We start from the raw sequence: 21,518 nt of genomic DNA on the forward strand, positions 1-21,518 counted from the left end.
TGCAAACGTTACTTATCTAAAGTTCAAAAAATGAGTGTGGCACAATCTTCGCACCAAACAGGTATAAAATGTCAGCTTGTTTAATAATTTATGTTCGAAGCAAATGATATGTTAATTTGCACTAAAAGCACCATTTTGAAATTAAAGTCAATCTCAGTTTTCGCATTATCTATTTTCTTCTTGCCACCCTTAATGGGTTTTCAGAAAAAGAAGGAGTTGAAATTCGAGGATACTGTTTATGAAAGTACGATTATGACTGTTCGGATGTACCCAGAAGGGAATTCTATCCAAAATAGTCTTGCTCCTGCCATTGCAGAACTGGATCAAACTTCGAACCTGTTACTCGAATTTGATGACCTAAGAGATGATGCCGACTATTATTTCGTGCAATTCATTCATTGCAATGCCGATTGGACGCCTTCCGATTTAAGAGCAAACATGTATTTGAACAGCTTCAATGAGTTTGAAATTGAAGATTTTGAGTTCAGTAGTGAATCAAAAACCAATTATGTCCATTACAAATATCGATTACCAGAATTCCAATCTACTGGTAATTACATAGCCGTAGTTTACCGAGACAGAAATAAAGAAGATATCATTCTTACAAAACGATTTAGCGTCTATCAAAATGAAGTGGGCGTGGGCGGAAATATATCTCGTTCAAGCGCTGTGGGTGATAGGTTAACACATCAGCGCATTGAAGTGACCATGAGTTATGGCAATCTCAACAGCATTGATCCAAGGCGAGATTTTAAGGTGGTAGTGAGGCAAAACCAAAGGCCAGATATGCAATTGATGCTCAACCCCACTTTTATCGATGAAAATAGTAAAGTAATCCGTTACCAAAATATGGGTAGTGAAAATGACTTTTTGGGAGGAAATGAATTCAGGTACTTTGATCTAAGTACTGTAAACTTCAATGGCCGAAATGTGATAGATGCTGGTTTTGCTGACAATAAACCCTTTGCCCAACTTGGCTTGGACCAAATGAGAAATGATGGTTATTTTCAAAATCTCGATCTCAATGGGCAATATTATATCCGTGACCTAGAAGGTGGTGGAGCGTTTGCTATTACTTCAGAATATGTATCTACTACTTTCAGCTTAAAAACAGAAAAACGACTTATAGACATTTACTTACTTGGTGCATTCAACAACTGGAAAAGAGACGCACAGTCTAAATTGAAATGGAATGCTCAGAAAGAGGTTTACGAAACCCACATTTTATTAAAACAAGGCTGGTATGATTATTCGTATTGGAGTGCAGACCCAACTGCGCCAAATGAATTTGAGCAAAACTTCTTTGAGACTGAAAACCTCTATGAGATTTTTGTCTATTTCAGACCCATTGGTGGACGCGGAGATATTCTAGTTGGATATTCTAGAATTGACTACAACCGAAGACGCTAATCTTGATCAGGAGAAATATTCTTCTTTGAGAATGTATATTCAGTGGATCTATCTATCGGATTTGCATTGGCCAAATCTACCATTCCAAACCCCTTATAAGTATAGTTGCCTATACCGCAATTGAAGATAAACTCCTGAACTTCTTTTGCCGCATATAATTTAAAAGGCAAGGTATAGCCTCTCACTTCATACTTCACATCCATGTCGAACAAAGAGTAAATTCTAGCAAACTTCTTATCTCGTTCTCTAAGTTTATCTAAATAAGCTTTATCTGGTACTGCTTGGAATTTGTTAAACCCCTCAATTCTATCAAAATCATATTGACCTGATTCTTCCATTCGTTGAACTGTGGAATCAAAAAGAAAATCAGAGAACTCATCATTTTCAGGCTCAATAAAACGCTTTCCTTCAGGCCCATTATAGGTTGCTGTAACCGGAATTATTGGCGATATACAAATATACTTCATCTCTGAAGTAAATTCAGGGAGTTTCTCTAATTCAGTATTTTGAGGGATTAACTCAAGATTGCCCAATTCAAATTGATCAAACTTAAAGATTTCTGTGAGTACATAATCTATAAATTCCTTCTTCGGAGAAGACAGAACAAGTGTGACCAAGTTTGAATAATAATGCAAACCTGTTCTGCTTACTTTAGTCTGCCCTTTTAATCCAGAAAAACTATAATATGGGTAATCCATAAATTCTTTCTTTCCACCATTGACAATCACGCCCTTGATAAACTGAGCTAATATGTACTGATGATGAAATGGAAGAACTGCCCCTCTGTTCTTAAGTTTAAAAATGATCCTTACTCTCACGACAACTCAACTTTGATTAAAAAAACACCCAATAATCTATACGTCTATAAATCAATTTGGTATAGCGTTAACTGAATGTTATCACAGTTTGTTCAATGACAAGGAAAAATTTTATTGAATTGTTTTATACTTAGGGTTAGACATTAAACCTAAAGTGCATTACATCGCCATCTTTTACAATGTATTCCTTGCCCTCAATGGCCATTTTACCGGCTTCTTTTACAGCTACTTCGGTTTTATAGTTCTCATAATCAGCTATTTTGATTACTTCAGCTTTAATAAACCCCTTTTCGAAATCAGTATGAATTACGCCTGCTGCCTGTGGAGCAGTCCAGCCTCTTTTAATTGTCCAAGCCCTCACCTCTTTTACACCAGCAGTAAAATAAGTAATCAAGTCTAAAATAGAATATGAAGCGCGTATCAATTGGCTTAAACCAGATTCAGTCAAGCCGTATTCTTCAAGAAACATTTGTTTCTCATCTTCTTCTTCCAACTCAGCGATTTGCGCTTCAATGGCCGCAGAAACAATAATTACTTCTGCATTTTCTTCCTTCACTCCTTCACGAAGTGCATCAACAAACCTATTACCTGAGTTCACAGACTCCTCTTCAACATTGGCCACATAGATTACTGGCTTAATGGTAAGCAGTTTTAAATCACTTACTGCTGCTAAATCTTCTTTGGTAGCTTCTACGGCCCTAGCATTCTTACCAGAATCTAGCGCCACTTTAAATTTCTCTAAAATTACAAGTTCTCTTTTGGCCACAGCATCACCTGATTTGGCCACTTTAGAATACTTAAGTATTTTCTTCTCAATCGATTCAAGGTCTTTCAATTGCAATTCAGTATCAATTACTTCTTTGTCGAACATAGGGTCTACTGAACCGGCTACATGCACTACGTTATCATCTTCGAAACAGCGTACCACATGAAGAATGGCATCTACTTCTCTAATATTGGCCAAGAATTTATTCCCTAAACCTTCTCCTTTAGAAGCCCCTTTCACCAAACCAGCAATATCTACAAATTCGATTACCGTAGGCAATACACGTTGAGGATTTACTAATTTCTCCAAGGTCTTCAACCTAGGATCTGGTACAGTGACCACTCCTACGTTGGGTTCAATAGTACAAAAAGGAAAGTTTGCGGCCTCTGCTTTGGCGCTGGATAATGCATTAAAAAGGGTGGATTTGCCCACATTTGGCAATCCTACAATCCCACACTGAAGTCCCATGGTAATTTGCTATGATCTGAAAATACTATACTGTTTATATCCCCTTCTAAGTTCAACTACCGACACCCTGATAATAGTATATGCAGGAATAGCAGCGATCATTCCGGGGATGCCCGCTATAGAAGCGCCCGCAAAGATAATAACAAATATTTCTAACGGATGTACTTTAACAGATTTGGAGAAAATCAATGGTTGAAGTAGAATATTATCGGTGAGTTGAATCACCGAAAAAACGGAAACTACTTTCACAATAAGGAATATATAATCATTGGAGGTCACTAAATCGGAGGAAGTAGAAAGCCCTACAATAATACCAAATACCGAGCCCAATAATGGACCAGCATAAGGAATCAGGTTGGCCAAAGCGGCAAAGAGGGCTATGGTCAAAGAATACTTAATCCCCATAATGGTAAGTCCAACAGATGCCATTGTAAAAATAACCAATACCTGAAAGGACAATCCCAGAAGGTAATTCGAAAGCAGTTTTTCTATTTTATCAAGTGCGGCAATCGATACCTCAAAGTACTTATTGGGAATCGCAACAATAATACTATTTCTTAAAAGTCCCTTTTCATAGAGCAAAAGGAAGGTGATAAAGCTCAAGGCCAACAAGCCCACAAAAAAACTACTCAAAAAGGACAAAATAATATTGAGTATACTCTGGACTTGAATTTTACTAATCGCTTCTGTTATGGTGTCGCGCAGACCCTCTACCAAGAAACCTGGTGGCTCATTCGACAGCCTCTTTTCAAGCAAAAACTCTTCTAGGGATCTAATAGGCTCAAGTATACTCTCGGTAACCGAATTGATGTCCATTGTTGAGAGTAAGGATATTTGGTCATCAATCAAGGGAATAAATAGAATAACAAAGAGTGTAAGCACCACAATCATCGTTGCAAAAGCCACAAGAATAGCCAACCACCTTGGTACTTTCAATTTAAAAAAACGAGCTCCACTAATCTTCTCAACCAAGGGGCGTAAGATGGAAGCCAAAACCAATGACAATACCAGATACGTAAAAATATTGCTAAAATAATATATGAACAGAAGTAGAGCTGCAATTATCAGGGTGATATATATGGCTGTTCTTTTCATATCAAAAAAAAGAGTTCCTGAGGAATCAAGAACTCTAAAACTTTCTTATTTAAAACTACTTAGTCCCATTTCAAATCAGATTCTTCGGCTGAAGACTCCGCTAAAACTTCGTCTTCATTATTATCAAACTGATCGAAGTCAAACTCTGGCATTAGTTCTGTTTTTACGTGGTTCACTGCCGAACCAAATGCCTCCATGAATTTATTAAAGTCTTCTTTATACAGAAAAATTTTATGCTTTTCATAAGTGAATCCATCGTCCTTATACTTCCTTTTACTTTCTGTAATAGTAAGGTAGTAGTCATTTGAGCGTGTAGCTTTTACATCAAAAAAATAGGTCCTTTTGCCTGCCCTTACCCTCTTTGAAAAAATCTCATTCTTGTCACTATCCTTGTTCTCTTCCACTATTCAACGTTTAGTTTGGTATATTACCAAGTAGATATAACTCTAAAAACTTATCCAATATAAGCCAATAATAATTACTATTGCAATAGCCGAATGTATAATTCCGTAAACTTAATATACAGAAAACAGTACCCTATTTGACGCATATATTCGTATAAAGGCATATTTTAGATCCATATTCATTTTTGCTTATGAAGTTTTCTCTGGACAACGTTAAACAATTTTCCAACATTGAACTCCTTGCCAAACAGATGGTTGAGGGCTTTATTACGGGACTCCATAAGTCGCCTTACCATGGCTTTTCTGTAGAATTTGCAGAGCATAGACTCTATAATACAGGGGAAAGTACTCGCCATGTGGATTGGAAGATTTTCGCGAAAACTGGCCGTTTATATACAAAGCGGTATGAAGAGGAAACCAATTTAAGATGCCAAATCGTCATCGATCAGTCTTCTTCCATGTATTATCCAGAGCATAATTTTGGCAAGATGCGATTTAGCGTAATGGCCGGAGCGGCTCTTACTTACTTGCTTCATAAACAACGTGATGCTGTTGGACTGCACACTTTTAGTGATAAGCTTGAACTAGAAACGCCTGTAAAATCGTCTGCTTCACATATTCATAAGCTCTTCATTCAGTTTAATAGTTTGCTTGAAAAACAGAAAACAGAAAAGCGAACCAACGTAGCCACCATCCTTCACCAACTCGCAGAAAAAGTGCACAGAAGATCGCTGATTGTCATTTTCAGCGACATGTTTGACAATGAGAATAACGAGGCGGAAATATTAGCTGCCCTTCAGCATTTAAAGCATAAGAAACACGAGGTACTGCTCTTTCATGTTACTGACCATAAAACAGAATTCGATTTTGATTTTGAAGATCGTCCTTACGAGTTTATAGATTCCGAAACTAAGGAACGAATAAAGCTAAACCCTGCCGCCATAAAAAAAGACTTCAAAATCCAAATGGACAGCTATTATAAGGAGCTCTATTTGAAGTGTGCAAAACTCAAAATCGACCTGATTGAAGCCGACATCAACTTAGGTTTTGATCAGGTTTTGAATTCATACCTAATCAAAAGAAGGAAAATGGCTTAACAGCTACAATTCATTCGTGCAAATGGAAATTGAAGAAGCAAGACATACTGCTGAACTCAAATCAGCATTTGATTCTTATGCTACGATCACTAAGGAATCTTGGCAACTCATTCTCTCTATCATACATTTCCAATCCGTTGAAAAAGGGCAGACATTATTAAACGAGGGGCAAACAGCTAAATACATTCACTTTATCTGTAGGGGCGCCTTTCGTACATATTTTACGGATGATCAGGGAAACATCTATAACAAAAACATATTCCTTGAAGGTGATTTTCCCGCCTCCAAGGTTTCTCTTATTACCAACTCACCTTCTTATTTTTCCATAGAAGCTTTAGAACAATCCATTGTCATCAACATTGATTTCAAAGAATACAGAAGGCTGATAAATGAAAATGCAGATTTGAAGGATTTTTATATTGCTTACATTGAAAAGAACTGGATCATTGAAAAAGAGAAAAACGAAATTTCTTTGGTCATGGAAAACGGAACGGAACGATACTTAAAACTTCTACAAAAGCACCCCCATCTAGATAAAAGAATTCCTCAACACCATATCGCCTCACATTTAGGCATTACTCCAACCCAGTTAAGCAGAATAAGAAAAGAATTAAAAAAGTAGCCAAATCAACATATGTAATTGTGAAAGAGGTTTGCTCCAGCCAACTTTGCATCATGAATCAATTCACACTATCAGCATTAGCATTTCTGGGTGGTATATTTTTGGCTCTTCAAGGAGGATTAAATGCACACTTAGGGGTATTACTTAAAAACCCGTTATTGGCTTCTGTTATAGCCTTTTTCAGCAGCTTTATTTTTGCTGTGGCTATAGCTATTTTTAGCATCGATAAGCTTCCGCCAATAAACCAATTAAAGGGAGTTCCTCCTTATTTGTGGTTTACTGGCGGTTTATTTAGCGTTATAGGCATAAGCCTTTATTATTACACCATTCCCAAATTAGGTGTTTCAACCATGATCTCTTTAGGTCTGTGTGGGCAGCTTATTTTTGCTGTAATAGCCGGACATTACGGTTGGTTAAACCTACCTATTGAACCCATAACTTTTAAGCGACTTTCAGGCATAATCGCCATGATTGCAGGAATACTTTTAATCAATTGGAAATGAACCTAAACCCCAATTTCACCAGACTAAACATCGAAAACTTGACCTCTATGTGGCTAGCAGCTAGCGCTCGATTAGGTCAGCATCAGTCAAACCCACAGTTTAGCTACTCAGTTATTGAAAATTCAGATTGGCCCAATCGACTATGGTTCAATCAAGATTTGGATGAAGAGACTGTGCTCTCTGCTAAAAAGGAGCTCCTATCGAACCTCCCAAAACTTATTGTTCCACATTGGGAAGTATCTGAAAAACCTCAGAACGAAATATTAGAGCAAAACGGGTTCACCAAAATATTTGAACAAATAGGAATGCATTTAAAGGTTGACAAACCTTACTTGGAGCATAAAGGAATAAGCCTTAATCTAGTTTCCACCAAACAGGAGTCAACGCTTTGGAGTCAGTTATTTACTAAATCCTTTGGTTACCAAATACACCCAAACATCTTGTTAAACACAAAAGACTTGATTCGATTTTACATTATAAACCATCAGAACAAGTCGGTAGGAACTGCCATAACCTATCAAACAAAGAATGTTTTTGGCGTTCATGGTCTAGGTATTATTCCAGAATCAAGACGAAATGGACTTGCTAATCTATTAATGGAGCAATTAGTAAATACAGCAATCAAAGAGGAAACCGAATACATTACTCTTCAAGCCTCAACTATGGGCTTAGGGTTATACCTTAAAATGGGCTTTCAAGAACAGTTTAAAATAAAGAACTATATGTTAGGGAAAACTGAGTAAAGAAACCTTAAAAGCACAAAAAAAGCCTTCATAACTGAAGGCTTTTAATATATTTCTTTCGAATACTGACTTAAACGTGTAACCACTCTTTTTTAGCCAATAACTCTTCATCCGTTTCTCTATAATCTGGATCATCCACACAGCAATCAACTGGGCAAACAGCAGCACATTGTGGTTCTTCATGAAAACCTGTACACTCCGTACATTTTCCTGGAACGATATAGTAGAATTCGTCTGAAACAGGTTCTTGCATATCACTCGCATCCAAGACAGTGCCATCTTCCAACTCTACCTCGCGAAGGTCAGTACCACCGGCCCAATTCCATTCTTGGCCACCTTCGTATATAGCTGTATTAGGGCATTCTGGTTCACAGGCCCCACAATTGATACATTCGTCAGTTATAATAATTGCCATTTCTGATCTCCTTTGTAGTTTGTAATCAATTCATAAACAAAAACTATCTGACGAAGTTTCATCGCCAAAGGTTTTTATTTGCCGCAAAACTAATCACTATTTTGACTTTGAAGTAAACTTAAGGTGTATTTTTGCCCAAGATTTACAGAATATGGTACTTAAGGAAAGAATACAGGCTTTTGCTCAATTAGGAGAACGGATCAAATCATTAACTGAGGTTGAAATTGATAATCTGTGTTTCAGAGCAGGCAATGGAAATTCATGGTTTACACCAGAAAGTGTTCAACTGGCTCTTAATGCTTGGGGCGAAGCGCTTACGGAGGAATCACTTTCTTCATGGACCGACAATTACAAACTTGAACCTACCGCATCCAAAAAAGTAGGTTTGGTAATGGCGGGTAACATTCCATTGGTTGGTTTTCATGACCTGCTTTCTGTACTTATTTCGGGACATATTGCCATGGTAAAGCTGTCCTCTCAAGACAAAGTTCTGATGCAGTTTATGATTTCTGAAATCAATGCTATTTCAGAAACACTCGGAGCCAATATTATTCATGCTGAACGAATGAATGAAGCAGATGCCATTATCGCTACTGGTTCCGATAACAGTGCACGCTATTTCAAACACTACTTCGCCAAACATCCGCACATCATTAGGCAAAACCGTACGGCTGTTGCCGTGATCAAAGGCGATGAAACGGCAGAAGAACTCACCAATTTTGGTAAAGATTACTTCCAGTATTTTGGCTTAGGCTGTAGAAACATTTCTAAAATTTATGCCCCAAAGGGTTATGACTTTGTAAAGTTGATCGATGCGCTAATGGGTTACGAAACTGTGCTCGACCATCATAAATACCGTAACAATTACGACTACAATAAGTCCATTTATTTGGTAAATGGTGAACCTCACCTTGACTCTGGTTTCTTTTTAATGAGAGAAAGTGAAGCATTGGTCTCTCCTATTTCTGTACTGTTTTATGAGTATTACAACAGCGAAGCTGAGCTAGACCTTACACTAGCCAAGCATCATGAGAAAATTCAATGTGTGGTTTCGGCCAATGGTTGGTATGAAGGAAGTATTCCTTTAGGTAAAGCGCAACAACCTGAGCTTTCAGACTATGCCGATGGCGTTGACACGCTAGAATTCTTGAGTGGCATATAAAGCCGTTGTAGATTTCGACCAAAAGGATTAGATTCATCAGAAAATCAACCCTTAACTATGAAAACCACCTCTAAACTTCTGTGCCTTGGGCTCTTTATTGTGCTCACGCTTCTCTCATGTAATTCAAAAGACACGCCTGACACCATTTATACCAATGGTCATATCTACACCTCCGACATCAGCAACTCAAAAGTAGAAGCAGTTGCGGTCAAAAACGGGATGATCTTGGCCACAGGGAACTTGGCCGAAATCGAGGCCATGAAAGGCAAAGAAACGAAAGTAATAGACCTTGAAGGCAAAACCATGACACCAGGGTTTATTGAATCTCATGGCCATTTGATGGGCATTGGCTACAACAAACTCGAATTAGATTTGATGTACGTAAAAACCTACGATGAATTGGTAGAGAAAGTAGCAGAAGCAGTTCAAAAAGCTAAACCAGGTGAATGGATCACAGGCCGCGGTTGGCATCAAGACAAATGGATTGAGCGCCCTGACAATATGGTTAAGGGTTTTCAAACGCATGATAAGCTAAGTGAAGTTTCTCCAGACAACCCCGTTTACCTTCGACACGCGAGCGGCCATGCCACTTTTGCCAATGAAAAAGCAATGCAATTGGCAGGTGTAAACCGATTGAGCATAGAACAACTTTCTAGCGAAGTAGAAGGTGGCGAAATCATAAAAGATGACTTAGGTAACCCAACGGGAGTTTTTACCGAGCGCGCCTCTGGCCTAGTTGGTCGTTTAGTGCCTCAGAGCACCGAAGAGAAGGACGAGCAAGCTTTAGAAATGGCCATTCAGGAATGTTTGGAAAAAGGAATTACCAGTTTTCATGACGCTGGTTCGGGGCAGAGTTTTATTGATCGATTAGGAAGATTTAAGGCCGAAGGAAAATTAGGGATCAGAATGTACGTAATGCTTACTGGAAGGTCGCCAGAACTACTAGAACGCTGGTATGAAAGCGGACCAATGATTGATCCAGATCATTATGTTACCGTTCGTTCAATCAAGTTAAACTGTGATGGCGCCTTAGGACCTCGTGGAGCTTGGCTTTTAGAAGACTATAGCGATAGAGCAGGACACACAGGGCATGAAACCCTACCCATGGAAGTGGTCACGGAAGTTTCAGAAAAAGGACTTCAGAATGGTTTTCAAGTATGTTCTCATGCCATTGGTGACCGCGCCAACCGAGAAATCCTAGATCGTTATCAAGCTGCTTTTGAAAAATACCCTGATTTAGCACAGGACCATCGCTTTAGAATTGAGCATGCACAACACTTAAGTGGTGCTGACATTCCTCGTTTTGGTGAATTAGGCGTTATCCCTGCCATGCAAGCCATTCACATGAGTTCCGATAGGCCTTGGGCAATTGATAGGTTAGGAAAAGCGAGAATTGAAGAAGGCGCCTATGTGTGGCAAGACTTGCTGAAGTCTGGGGCCATTATTCCGAACGGAACCGATGCACCGGTAGAGCCTGTTGACCCAATTCCTTCTTTTTATGCTTCTGTTTCTAGAAAAACTTTAGTGGGTTTACCTGAAGGCGGTTTTGAGCCAGAGCAAAAAATGACCCGAGATCAAGCACTGAAATCTTTCACTATTTTCGGTGCCTTCAGTGAGTTTGAAGAAGATTTTAAGGGCAGTATAGAAGTTGGAAAAGTAGCGGACTTTACTGTTTTCGATAAGGATATCATGACGATTCCTGAGGCCGAAATTCTGAACACAAAAGTTGCCATGACAATTGTTGGCGGAAAAGTACTTTATGATGCCAAACAATAAGGTCCTAATTCAGTAATAAAACCTTATTCAAGAAGGGGGTTGTTTAGCAAAGTTTCTAAATAGAACGAATGCTAGATAATCCCCTTCTCCATTGAATAGGTAACTAACTCTGCCGTGTTCTTCACCGCTAGTTTGTGCATAATGTTTCTACGGTGGGTTTTAACAGTATGCTCACTGATGAAAAGTGCTTCGGCAATGGCTTTGCTGTTCATGCCTTTGCCTATACAGGCAATAATTTCTTTTTCTCTGTCAGAAATTTGATCTACCAAATCCCCTTCACTTGGGTTTTTATTGCCACGGAAGTAGTCGAAAATTTGATTATTGATTTTGGGGTGAAAATAGTTCTCTCTTCTACTCACTTTTACAATTGCCTCCGTCAGTTCTGCTTTCGAAGCATCTTTAAGAATATAGCCTTGTGCACCAGTTTCTAAAGTTTTTCTGATGTACTTCATATCTTGGTGCATGGTAAGCATCAAAACAGGTACATCCAACCCTTTGCTTTTCATTAACTCTAATACCCCAACACCGTCAATCAAAGGCATGCTAATATCCATCAGAATCATATCCACCTCTAATTCAGAAAGTATTGAAGGAACGTTATTGCCATTCGTTGTGATTTTCACAATTTCAATTCCATCATTTGGCTTAAACATGGAGCGAACTCCTTCACCAAATAATTGATGATCATCTACAAGTAAGGCGCGTATCATACTTTCAATAGGGTTTGTTCAATGGATATGGGCAAATCAATAATAACAGTAGTCCCTTTTTCAGGCCTACTATCCACCTCAAATTCACCATGCAATTCAGCAATTCTCTCTTGTAAGCTTTTAAGCCCCATTCCTTGAGAGTTTTTCATAAGGAAATCAGCATCAAAACCACGACCATTGTCTTCAACAATAATATTTATAATGTCGTCTAAACAGGTTAATTGCAGTGTGAGCTTAGTGGCTTTTGCATGTTTTAAGACATTACTGACCAACTCTTGAACAACCCGATAAGCTGTCACCTCAATGGATGAGTCCAGTTTTTCAGAACAATTAGAAGAATGAAACGACACATGAATTTTCCCTGATTGAGAAATAGATTTAGCTAAATCTTTTAAGGCCGGCACTAGACCAAACGTTTCTGAAATACCTACGTGCATTGAATGTGAAAGACTTCTAATATCTACACAGGCTTGGTCCACAAGTTTGGCTAAAGTATTCATTTGCTTCTCACTTTCAGGAGTTACTTCCTTATTGGCTGCTACTGTGGTTAAGTTCACCTTTACGGTAGCCATTAAACTCCCAAAGTGATCATGCAATTCCTTCGCTATTCTTTTTCGTTCTTGCTCTTGCCCTTCCACCATAGCCTCTAGGGTTTTGGTTTGCTGCTGAATCATTAACTGGTTTACCTCTTTATTTCGTGACTCCTTCTCTTCATTTACCTTCAGTTTTGTCAGTACAAGGCGCTGCCTGAAATAGAAGTAGAAGATTAAGGCCAAAACAAAAAGTGTAATCGCCAATATGATAAATACTAGCTTATTAGCAGCTTCCTTTTGGGCCAAGGCCGCATTTGCTTCACTTTTTGAATTAACCACTTCATTTTCCAGTTCCAATTGTGAAATCTGTTTATCCTTCTTTTCAGACTCATAAATTTCTCGGATTTCAGCCAATTGGCTCGCTTTTTCAACATTATTCAAACTATCCTTTACCACTTCGTATTGAACACGATAATCATAGGCTTTGGATGAACGACCTAAAGCTTGATTAACTTCTGAAAGCCCCAGTAACGACTTACGCATCAGAGTAGGCAATTTAAGCTCTTTAGCTATATCATAAGCTTTCTGATAATTCCGTAAAGCTTGAGCATACTCTTTAGTTTCGTAATTTGTTACGGCTAAACTGTTGTAAGTTTGGCCCAAATCGTCAGAATCCTTTAATTCTTCTTTTCTTAAAATGCTTTCTTTGTAATAGGCTTTGGCTTTATCGTAATCCTTTAGCTGCTTGTATGCAAAACCATAACCGTGGTGTACCAAAGCTAAATCTTGGCTTCTGCCTCTATCGGCATATATTTTTTCACTCAATTTCAAATACTCTAAAGCTCGTTCGGGTGAATTTTCTTGCAGGTAAACATCAGCTAAGTGTAAATAAACTGATGCCTTTCTAATTTCACTATTAAGAGATTCATAGATGGCCAAACTTTTATCGAAGTATTCTAAGGCAAGTGGTAAATCGGACAACCTTTTGTACAATACCCCAACATTCTCTATAGTATGTGCTTCATCTAACTTAAGGTCATCCAAAGACCTGTACATCGTCAAGCTCTTCAAATAAAAATTGAGTGCTAGTTTAAAAAAACCCGTGTTATTATAACAACTGCCGATGTTATTCAAATTCTTGGCAATTCCTTCTTGAAAATTAGTCTTTTCATAAAATACATTGGCCTCATTGTACTTTTCAATCGCCTTATCATATTGCCCTATTTCAGCATAATAAACCCCAAGATTGGTAATAGTGATACCCAATGAAGTGGTGTCCTTTAGCTCTAGCTTTATATCAATACTCCTTTGGTAGTAAATAAAAGCACTGTCGCGAACCCCTTGGTCTCTAAAAATATTCGCTAAGTTTTGAAGGGTTTTCGACATCCCTACAGAATCTGAAAGCATTCTTCTATTCTCTAGGCTTTTCCGGTAATGGGCCTCTGCCAAATTAAGGTCTCCGTTGAATTTTTCTAGGACTCCCATTAAATTATAGGCCTTCGCAAGCACCTGAAAATTCTGAGTGTTGGTTGCTTTTTCTATAGCTGTCAAAGAATAGCGCTTCGACTCCCCATAATCTTTTAAAGCATAATAGGTTTTTGCCTTTACCCATTCGCTTTCAGCTTGAACATTTTCGAGTGTTTTAGGAGAGGCTAAATCCTCAGCTTTTTTTAGTAAGAGCAAAACAGAATCAATATTGTTCTTGCCTATCCCTTCGGCTTGGGCCTGAAGGGTGGTTATTTTTGATTGGTCCTGATAAGGCCATGCCTTTATTGAAAAGGACATAAAAAAGACCACGAGACCTAATGGTAGAGTAAAAAATGGTGTTCGAAATATAAGCTTTGATCCCATGGTCTAAATTTAATTAATCTACTTGTTCATTACCATCAGCGCCAATTTTACCAATCTCGCCTTCTTCAGGATCACCATGAACGGGAATCACAAAAATATTTCTCTTTATTAATTTCCTTGAAAACTCCTGTGTAAAAGTCAAATTAAGGTTGAAACACTGAAAAAAATCACTTACTGTGCCAACCTGAGATAAGTTTACAAAAACAAAAAGCTCTGTCCCCATGTAATCGCAAACAATTGCAGATTTAGCATCGAGTACAAAATTCGAAGGCGCATGGAACATAATGCTCAGCTCAGAACACTTTGTACTTTCATTCTTTACCATTTTCAAATGCGGGGCGAAAAGCTTAGGCACACCTGAGTCTCCCTTGACATCTTCAAACTGCATCCCCGTGGCTAAGAGGCATTCGGCTGAACCATAGCTCCCACCAGGGCCTAATGGATATTGACTTGTTAATGACATAATTATTATTGGTTTTAGTTGAAATCCCTTCAAAAATACAGGCTTGATCTATAGAGCGCATACCCCTAAAGTGGTATCGTGAAATTACTACTTACAGCGGATTAAAACCTCTTTTTTATAGTCCAATTTTGAAATGCCTTAAACATTAGATCAAACGCATAAAGTAATAATTATACAAAAGCGTATTGATGACCAAACAAGACAATATGGGAACTACTGAACTTATAATCATCAACGACTGGACAGAAGAAGTGAGTGTATATCTTACTTTAGATCAAGGAGAAGATTATATTTCTGATGTTAACAAAATACCATTCATTAAAAATGTAATCCAACCACTTCAAGGTTATTTCAAGTTAACACCTGGTAAATTTATCGCTTATACACCTCCTAAAGGCGAAGTGCTAAGTGGAAATATAGCATTCAATTCTCCTCCTCTCAGCTGTCCTTCAGATGATTTCCCGATGGGAATCAATTTGGCTGAATTCACTTTAAACTCATACACTTCAAATCCAAAAGGTTGGGAAACTGTAGATATTAGTAATGTATCAGGAGCTAATTCCTATATGAAATTTCTATTGACAGATGGAGAAAAATGGAACGCTGGACCAAACCATCCAGATGTTATAAAATTTAAGAATGATGCCCTCGGTAAAAACATTGGGAACATAGGTGTTTACCCTTATGCTTGTGATATATGCACGGCAAGTGTGGCTCCTCCCTATTGCGACAGAAAACCTTTGGGAGCTCCTGCTATACCAATCCCACAAACAAAACCAATTTGCAATATCCAAAGGGGATCGTCAGACGCTGGAGGTACGGTTTCTTTATTTTACTTGGGACCAATTACATGATTCAGATTTAAAGTTTTTGCTAGGCGTTGGATTACTTTGTAACCCAACCCTAGTAGTGTTTGGGAGAGGTAAGGTGCCAGACGGGCACCTTTTCCTTTTTATAGCTACCAGATTGAACATGTATTTTCCTAATTTAAACTTGTAGAATAAATGAGGTACAATTTGATGGTCTGGCCGGTTGAGTAGCCCATTCCATTTCTGGCCTAAAATTTGAAACCCTGATCGGACATATTGTTTTATTATCTCCAAATCAATTCCGAACTTCGCCCCATGCGTAAATTATTCTTTCTCCTATTTTCCGTTTTATTCTCAGTCGGCCTTTTTGGGCAAACGCCAATTAAAGTAATGACTTACAACATTCGCTATGACAACCCAAATGACGGAGAAAACCATTGGGAATTACGCAAGCGCTGGCTGGCAAACCAAATCAACTTTATCGAACCAGATGTATTAGGCATTCAAGAAGGACTCTCGCACCAGGTTACCTACTTAGAAGATGCATTACCGACCTATAACCACATTGGAGTTGGTAGAGATGATGGAAAGGAAGCGGGAGAATACACTGCCATTTTCTATAAAAGTGAAACGCTAGAACTCATCAATCAAAATACATTTTGGCTTTCTGAAACTCCTGAAAAACCAAGTGTTGGTTGGGATGCGGCTCTCGAAAGAATTTGTACATATGCCCTTTTTCAAGACAAAACTACTAATCAAAAATTCTGGGTTTTCAATACTCATTTTGATCATGTTGGTGATACGGCAAGGATCAATAGCGTAGACCTTATTATTGCAGAAATCAACAAACTGAACATGGAAAACCTACCTGTTTTTCTCATGGGAGACTTAAACCTTGAACCAGACTCAGAGCCAATACAAAAACTAAGCTCAAAAATGAATGATGCACGTCATTTTAGCACTGACCTAGTTTTTGGACCAAAAGGCACCTTCAATGGATTTAAGTTTAACGAGCCAGTAACCAGACGTATCGACTACATTTTCACAAACCCTTATCAGGTAGAAGTAAAAAAATATGCAGTACTGAGTGACTCTAAGGATAAAAAGTACCCCTCAGATCATTTACCAGTTGTCGTTGAGGCAATATTAAAATAATAGTCTTAGCCTAACAGATAACCTAAAGTGGAAGGCTGGTATAAAAGCCAGCCCGTTAAACTGTAGCGATTCACTTTAGTTTTCATAACCTCGTGGGGCACAGTATCGCTTTTAAACATGACGCATCTGCCTGCCAAAGGCTCAACCAACAGTTCTTCACTGTTCTCTTTAAAAATCTTAAGCTCTCCCCCATCTCCTGGTTTCCAGCCCACATTAAGGTAAATAATCACTGAAATCAGACGGTTACTTCTTCCCTTAAACTGATCGATGTGTTTTTTGTAAAAGGCACCTATTGGATAATGTGCCAAATGAAATTCGCAACCAGAAAGACTGAGATAACAAAGCTGGTTAAGTTGTTGAATCAACTCATCGGTTAACTGGAAAAACGATTCCATTTCGGTATCATCTTTTCGTTCCAGCCAATAAATTTTATCTCCACGAATGGATTTCTCTAGCTGTTTTTGATTTAATGCGCCAATGGCCGCGTCAGAAAACCCGTCCGCTTCAAGGCGATCAAGAAAATAGGTACGGATGCTCTCAAACAATTGCTTGTCGAGAAAATCATCAATTATTACAAAATCATTTTGCGCAAGCTGATCAACCGAGTTGATCCACTGCTCTTCTGAGAACTTAGTCATGTATAAAAGCCCGCGAAACTAAGCAACTTTAAACGAACATAACTCAATATTTCTAATAGTTAAGCCTTCTAAATCATAAAGTTGGCTCTTAACTTCCCTTTCCCATTTGATCCTCTTACCTTTGCGGCCTTAAAATACGGTAGCTATGATATCAACCCAAAATATTTCCCTCGCTTACGGCAAAAGAGTATTGTTCGATGAAGTAAACATCAAGTTTACGGGTAACAACTGTTATGGTGTAATTGGGGCCAATGGTGCAGGAAAATCTACCTTCTTGAAAATCCTTTCTGGCGAAGTTGACGCAAACTCAGGTCAAGTTATTCTAGAGCCAGGTAAAAGAATGGCAGTTTTAAGTCAGAACCACTATGGCTTTGATGAAAACACTGTTTTGGATACCGTAATGATGGGCCATACCATACTATGGAACCTGATGAAAGAAAAAGAGGCCATCTATATGAAGCCAGATTTCTCTGAGGCAGATGGCATTAAGGCTTCTGAGCTTGAAGGTCAATTTGCTGAAATGGATGGATGGAATGCCGAATCAGATGCCGCTTCCCTACTGAGTGGATTGGACATTACGGAAGACCTTCATTACATGTTAATGAAAGATCTAAATGGTAGCCAAAAAGTACGTGTGCTATTAGCCCAGGCCTTATTTGGTAACCCTGACATCCTAATTCTCGATGAACCTACCAACGACTTAGATATCCATACCGTTTCGTGGTTGGAAGATTTCTTGCTTGAATTCAAGAATACCGTAATTGTGGTATCTCACGATAGGCACTTTTTAGATACGGTTTGTACCAACATCGTTGATATTGATTTCAGTCAAGTGAAACTATATACTGGTAACTACACTTTCTGGTACCAGTCGAGCCAATTGGCTTTGACACAAAGGTCTTCGGCCAACAAAAAAGCAGAAGAGAAGAAAAAAGAACTTCAAGATTTCATTGCTAGATTTAGCGCCAACGCCTCTAAGTCTAAGCAAGCAACAAGTAGAAGGAAATTGTTGGATAAAATTAACTTGGATGACATTCAGCCTTCTACCAGACGTTACCCTGCCATTATTTTCACCCAAACGAGAGAAGCTGGTGACCAAATATTGGAGATCAAAGGCTTGAATAAAAAGACGGATGACAAAACACTGATCAATAACCTTGACCTGTTTGTTAACAAGGGAGATAAAATTGCCTTTTTAAGTAAGGATAGTATGGCCACCACGGCTCTATTCGAGATATTGACTGGCGCCATGAAAGCCGATTCAGGTGAATGCAAATTTGGACAAACCATTACGCACTCCTACTTGCCGAATGACAATGCAGCGTTCTTTGAATCTAGTGACAACCTGATTGACTGGTTGAGACAATATTCGGACGGAGAAAAAGACGAGGTTTACATTCGTGGCTTCTTGGGTAAAATGCTTTTCTCAGGCGAAGAAGTTTTCAAAAAGTGTAGTGTGCTTTCTGGAGGAGAAAAAGTACGTTGTATGCTTTCTCGCATGATGTTAAAGCAAGGCAACTTGTTAATCATTGATGAACCAACCAACCACTTGGATTTGGAATCGATTCAGGCCTTTAACAACGCATTGAAAGATTTCCCTGGTACGGTATTATTCACCTCTCATGACCACGAATTTACCCATACCGTGGCCAACAGAATTGTAGAATTAGGACCAAAAGGTTTTGTAGATAAACTGAGCACTTACGATGACTATATCGAAAATGCTGCTTGGGCAGATCAACGAAAAGCCATTTACTAAAAACACATGAAGGAGGGTTGCAACAAACAATCCTCTTTTACTTTTGTTGTCTTTTCTATTTCCTTAGGTTTAATACGTCATTTTTATAGCCTTCAAAGCCTTAGCAGAATTACCGGATGGATTACAAACAAGCATTTTTAAACACCTGCGATTTCCTTTCTGAAATCAACGACCCTGGTAAAGTAGCTTCCTATATTCCAGAATTGGGCTGTGTAGACCCCAATAAATTTGGGGTGCACCTGACCACAATGAATGAAGAGAACTTTAGCCATGGAGATTCTGATGAAAAATTCTCTATTCAAAGTATCGCCAAAGTACTGTCTTTAGTTTTGGCCTATGAGTTGGAAGGCGAGAAACTTTGGAAACGGGTTGGTGTTGAGCCGTCTGGAACAGCCTTTAATTCTTTGGTGCAATTGGAGTATGATAAAGGCATCCCTAGAAATCCATTGATCAATTCCGGAGCACTCGTAGTCTGCGATATCCTAGTGGATCACCTTAAAGATTCGAAACAAACCTTTATTGAATACATCCGAAAAATTGCGGACAATGACTCCATCGGCTTTAACGAAAAAGTGGCCCAGTCAGAAAAAGAACATGGCTATAGAAATGCTGCTTTGATCAACCTAATGAAAGCTTACGGTAATATTAAAGGCAATTGCGATGAGGTTTTGGACTTCTATTTCCATCTTTGTGCCATTGAAATGACCTGCGCTGAGCTTTCCAGAACTTTTATGTTTTTGGTTAACGATGGAGTTGATCCCTTCACGAAAGAAAGAGTAATCAGCACTGAAAAATCTAAAAGGATTAACACCTTAATGCAGCTTTGCGGATTCTATGACGAAGCAGGTGAATTTTCCTTCAAAGTAGGAATTCCAGGGAAAAGTGGCGTGGGTGGCGGAATTATTGCCATTCTTCCAGAACACTTCAGTGTAGCGGTTTGGAGCCCTCGCCTAAATGAAAAGGGTAACTCATACAAAGGAATGCGCTTTTTAGAAATGTTTAATCAAGCCACAGATTCTTCAGTCTTCTAAAGAAAAATAACATGATCCTTACGTACTTTTACGCGGCAAACGCGTAAGAGAGTTCAGTGTTCAAGTGCCTAAAATAAGGAGAGTAAAAAATAATGATGCAGGACAGCCCATTAAAAGATTTAAAGACAACAAATATGCTGTTGTTAATCATTGTAATTCCGCTGGTGTTTTACCTGCTGAAGTTGCTTTCATTTATTTTTATTCCGCTCATTTTCTCTATGTTTATCGCCTTGCTGTTCCTGCCGCTTATGCGATGGTTCAACAAGAAGAATCTACCCAAAACCATCAGTATCTTAATTATAATCTTAATAATAGCAGGCGTATTTAAGGTGGGGATTGAATTAGTACAGCTATCGAGCAGAGAAATACTTTCCTCAGAAAATGATTTTTTCCAAAAGGCAGAATCGAAAATTATTTCAATGATTATTTTGATTGAAGAACGTTTCGGGGTAACAATATTACAGGGAGAAAATCTTTTGGGGGGCATTCTTGAAAAAGACAATTCTTTCAAGAATGTAGGTACTATTCTTGGTTTTGTACAGAATACTGTTTCAATGACGCTGATGACAGCCTTCTTTGCCATTCTCTGGTTGGCTGAATCCGTCAATTTTCAAAAACTCTTGAGCAGCACTATTCTGAAAAAAGAATTTGCTTCGGTAAAGACCTTTATGAAAATTGAAAAAGACCTGATCACCTTCATTAAAGTAAAGTTTATGGTGAGCCTCTTTACTGGAATAGGCATTAGTTTAGCTTGTATATTCTTTGGGGTGAGTTTCCCTATTTTCTGGGGTCTCTTTGCCTTTGTGATCAACTTTGTCCAAATGATTGGCTCATTCGTTTCAGTAATACTTTTGGCTTTATTTGCCTTTGTAGAAATGGATGCCAGTAGCACCCTATTCTTTTTCATACTCAGTATAACGGCCGTTCAAGCATTATTTGGAGGCGTATTAGAACCCGTATTTATGGGGAAATCATTCTCCATAAACATCATTACTATTTTAGTAATGTTGATGCTATGGGGATATATATGGGGTGTTCCAGGCCTGATTATGTCCATCCCACTTACTGTTTTCTTTAAAATTATTCTAGACCAGTTCCCAAGGACTAAAGTTATTGCCGATCTGATCTCAGGCCCAAAGAAAAAGCCTCCAAGACTCCCCAGACGCTTAAGGAAAGAAAGCAAACTGGCCTAGGCCAGTTTAAACAATACTGAAGAGTTCGACAAATGTTGAACTCTTCTTCGTTTTGAGTCATTGTGGCAACTTACAATCTGAAGTATGGAGGATAACG

The 21,518-nt window shown here is 38.5% G+C and carries 21 protein-coding genes; 12 read left to right on the forward strand and 9 right to left on the reverse strand.

Features of this window, described 5'->3' with window-relative positions; translation table 11 throughout:
* Nucleotides 1-135 precede the first annotated feature (135 nt).
* On the forward strand, nt 136-1,410 hold the full coding sequence (locus tag VOI17_RS08930) for a type IX secretion system plug protein domain-containing protein (RefSeq protein WP_323756906.1): 1,275 nt from the start codon (nt 136-138) through the stop codon (nt 1,408-1,410).
* Here VOI17_RS08930 and cas6 read toward each other — a convergent pair.
* The 4 genes from cas6 to VOI17_RS08950 all read right to left on the reverse strand — a co-directional run bounded on the left by cas6 (nt 1,407) and on the right by VOI17_RS08950 (nt 4,961).
* Nucleotides 1,407-2,228, reverse strand: coding sequence for a CRISPR-associated endoribonuclease Cas6 (cas6, locus tag VOI17_RS08935; protein ID WP_323756907.1), 822 nt, complete (start codon nt 2,226-2,228; stop codon nt 1,407-1,409). The two genes, VOI17_RS08930 and cas6, sit on opposite strands and share 4 nt — an antisense overlap.
* A gap of 136 nt (nt 2,229-2,364) precedes the next feature.
* Nucleotides 2,365-3,462: a redox-regulated ATPase YchF gene (gene ychF / locus VOI17_RS08940; RefSeq protein WP_323756908.1), complete on the reverse strand. Its 1,098-nt coding sequence runs from the start codon at nt 3,460-3,462 to the stop codon at nt 2,365-2,367.
* A 9-nt stretch (nt 3,463-3,471) separates the two neighbouring features.
* On the reverse strand, nt 3,472-4,557 hold the full coding sequence (locus VOI17_RS08945; RefSeq protein ID WP_323756909.1) for an AI-2E family transporter: 1,086 nt from the start codon (nt 4,555-4,557) through the stop codon (nt 3,472-3,474).
* 59 nt (nt 4,558-4,616) lie between these two features.
* Entirely contained in the window at nt 4,617-4,961 is a 345-nt protein-coding gene (locus VOI17_RS08950) for a DUF3276 family protein (protein WP_323756910.1), read from the reverse strand.
* 191 nt (nt 4,962-5,152) lie between these two features.
* On the opposite strand from VOI17_RS08950, the gene VOI17_RS08955 reads away from it, so the two are divergent.
* Genes VOI17_RS08955 through VOI17_RS08970 form a run of 4 tightly spaced genes read left to right on the forward strand, consistent with a single transcriptional unit; the run spans nt 5,153 to nt 7,926 of the window.
* Nucleotides 5,153-6,058, forward strand: coding sequence for a DUF58 domain-containing protein (locus tag VOI17_RS08955; protein ID WP_323756911.1), 906 nt, complete (start codon nt 5,153-5,155; stop codon nt 6,056-6,058).
* Nucleotides 6,059-6,080: 22 nt separating this feature from the next.
* Nucleotides 6,081-6,680 (forward strand): Crp/Fnr family transcriptional regulator, encoded by a 600-nt coding sequence (locus tag VOI17_RS08960; RefSeq protein ID WP_323756912.1) that lies wholly within the window; start codon nt 6,081-6,083, stop codon nt 6,678-6,680.
* Nucleotides 6,681-6,733: 53 nt separating this feature from the next.
* Nucleotides 6,734-7,183: a DMT family transporter gene (locus VOI17_RS08965; RefSeq protein WP_323756913.1), complete on the forward strand. Its 450-nt coding sequence runs from the start codon at nt 6,734-6,736 to the stop codon at nt 7,181-7,183.
* A complete protein-coding gene (locus tag VOI17_RS08970; protein WP_323756914.1) occupies nt 7,180-7,926 on the forward strand; it encodes a GNAT family N-acetyltransferase in 747 nt (248 codons plus the stop codon). The genes VOI17_RS08965 and VOI17_RS08970 overlap by 4 nt, the downstream gene beginning before the upstream one ends.
* Before the next feature lie 70 nt (nt 7,927-7,996).
* Here VOI17_RS08970 and VOI17_RS08975 read toward each other — a convergent pair whose 3' ends face one another.
* Nucleotides 7,997-8,341: a 4Fe-4S binding protein gene (locus tag VOI17_RS08975; protein WP_068412017.1), complete on the reverse strand. Its 345-nt coding sequence runs from the start codon at nt 8,339-8,341 to the stop codon at nt 7,997-7,999.
* A 151-nt stretch (nt 8,342-8,492) separates the two neighbouring features.
* Between VOI17_RS08975 and VOI17_RS08980 the strand changes: the two genes are divergently transcribed.
* Both VOI17_RS08980 and VOI17_RS08985 read left to right on the forward strand, forming a co-directional pair.
* Entirely contained in the window at nt 8,493-9,503 is a 1,011-nt protein-coding gene (locus VOI17_RS08980; RefSeq protein ID WP_323756915.1) for an acyl-CoA reductase, read from the forward strand.
* Nucleotides 9,504-9,560: 57 nt separating this feature from the next.
* Complete coding sequence (locus VOI17_RS08985) at nt 9,561-11,279, forward strand: amidohydrolase (protein WP_323756916.1); 1,719 nt, start codon at nt 9,561-9,563, stop codon at nt 11,277-11,279.
* A gap of 71 nt (nt 11,280-11,350) precedes the next feature.
* On the opposite strand, the gene VOI17_RS08990 is transcribed toward VOI17_RS08985, so the two are convergent.
* The 3 genes from VOI17_RS08990 to VOI17_RS09000 all read right to left on the reverse strand — a co-directional run bounded on the left by VOI17_RS08990 (nt 11,351) and on the right by VOI17_RS09000 (nt 14,836).
* Nucleotides 11,351-11,989 (reverse strand): response regulator transcription factor, encoded by a 639-nt coding sequence (locus tag VOI17_RS08990; protein WP_323756917.1) that lies wholly within the window; start codon nt 11,987-11,989, stop codon nt 11,351-11,353.
* A complete protein-coding gene (locus VOI17_RS08995) occupies nt 11,986-14,307 on the reverse strand; it encodes a sensor histidine kinase (protein WP_323756918.1) in 2,322 nt (773 codons plus the stop codon). Before VOI17_RS08995 ends, VOI17_RS08990 begins: the two co-directional genes overlap by 4 nt.
* A gap of 79 nt (nt 14,308-14,386) precedes the next feature.
* The gene (locus tag VOI17_RS09000) at nt 14,387-14,836 is read right to left on the reverse strand and encodes a hypothetical protein (protein WP_323756919.1); all 450 of its coding nucleotides are present in this window, start codon (nt 14,834-14,836) and stop codon (nt 14,387-14,389) included.
* Between the two features lie 188 nt (nt 14,837-15,024).
* On the opposite strand from VOI17_RS09000, the gene VOI17_RS09005 reads away from it, so the two are divergent.
* Nucleotides 15,025-15,690 (forward strand): hypothetical protein, encoded by a 666-nt coding sequence (locus VOI17_RS09005; protein WP_323756920.1) that lies wholly within the window; start codon nt 15,025-15,027, stop codon nt 15,688-15,690.
* 270 nt (nt 15,691-15,960) lie between these two features.
* Nucleotides 15,961-16,800 (forward strand): endonuclease/exonuclease/phosphatase family protein, encoded by an 840-nt coding sequence (locus VOI17_RS09010; RefSeq protein ID WP_323756921.1) that lies wholly within the window; start codon nt 15,961-15,963, stop codon nt 16,798-16,800.
* A 5-nt stretch (nt 16,801-16,805) separates the two neighbouring features.
* On the opposite strand, the gene VOI17_RS09015 is transcribed toward VOI17_RS09010, so the two are convergent.
* Nucleotides 16,806-17,438, reverse strand: a complete 633-nt coding sequence (locus tag VOI17_RS09015; RefSeq protein WP_323756922.1) for a 2OG-Fe(II) oxygenase — start codon at nt 17,436-17,438, stop codon at nt 16,806-16,808.
* A 145-nt stretch (nt 17,439-17,583) separates the two neighbouring features.
* On the opposite strand from VOI17_RS09015, the gene VOI17_RS09020 reads away from it, so the two are divergent.
* The 3 genes from VOI17_RS09020 to VOI17_RS09030 all read left to right on the forward strand — a co-directional run bounded on the left by VOI17_RS09020 (nt 17,584) and on the right by VOI17_RS09030 (nt 21,421).
* Nucleotides 17,584-19,197 carry an ABC-F family ATP-binding cassette domain-containing protein gene (locus VOI17_RS09020; protein WP_323756923.1) on the forward strand — a complete coding sequence of 538 codons (1,614 nt, stop codon included), beginning with the start codon at nt 17,584-17,586 and terminating at the stop codon, nt 19,195-19,197.
* 116 nt (nt 19,198-19,313) lie between these two features.
* Nucleotides 19,314-20,228, forward strand: a complete 915-nt coding sequence (locus tag VOI17_RS09025; RefSeq protein WP_323756924.1) for a glutaminase — start codon at nt 19,314-19,316, stop codon at nt 20,226-20,228.
* A 134-nt stretch (nt 20,229-20,362) separates the two neighbouring features.
* On the forward strand, nt 20,363-21,421 hold the full coding sequence (locus tag VOI17_RS09030) for an AI-2E family transporter (RefSeq protein WP_323756925.1): 1,059 nt from the start codon (nt 20,363-20,365) through the stop codon (nt 21,419-21,421).
* Nucleotides 21,422-21,518 lie beyond the last annotated feature (97 nt).

The sequence above is a fragment of the Roseivirga sp. genome (genome assembly GCF_034669765.1).
Taxonomy (GTDB): Bacteria; Bacteroidota; Bacteroidia; order Cytophagales; family Cyclobacteriaceae; genus Roseivirga.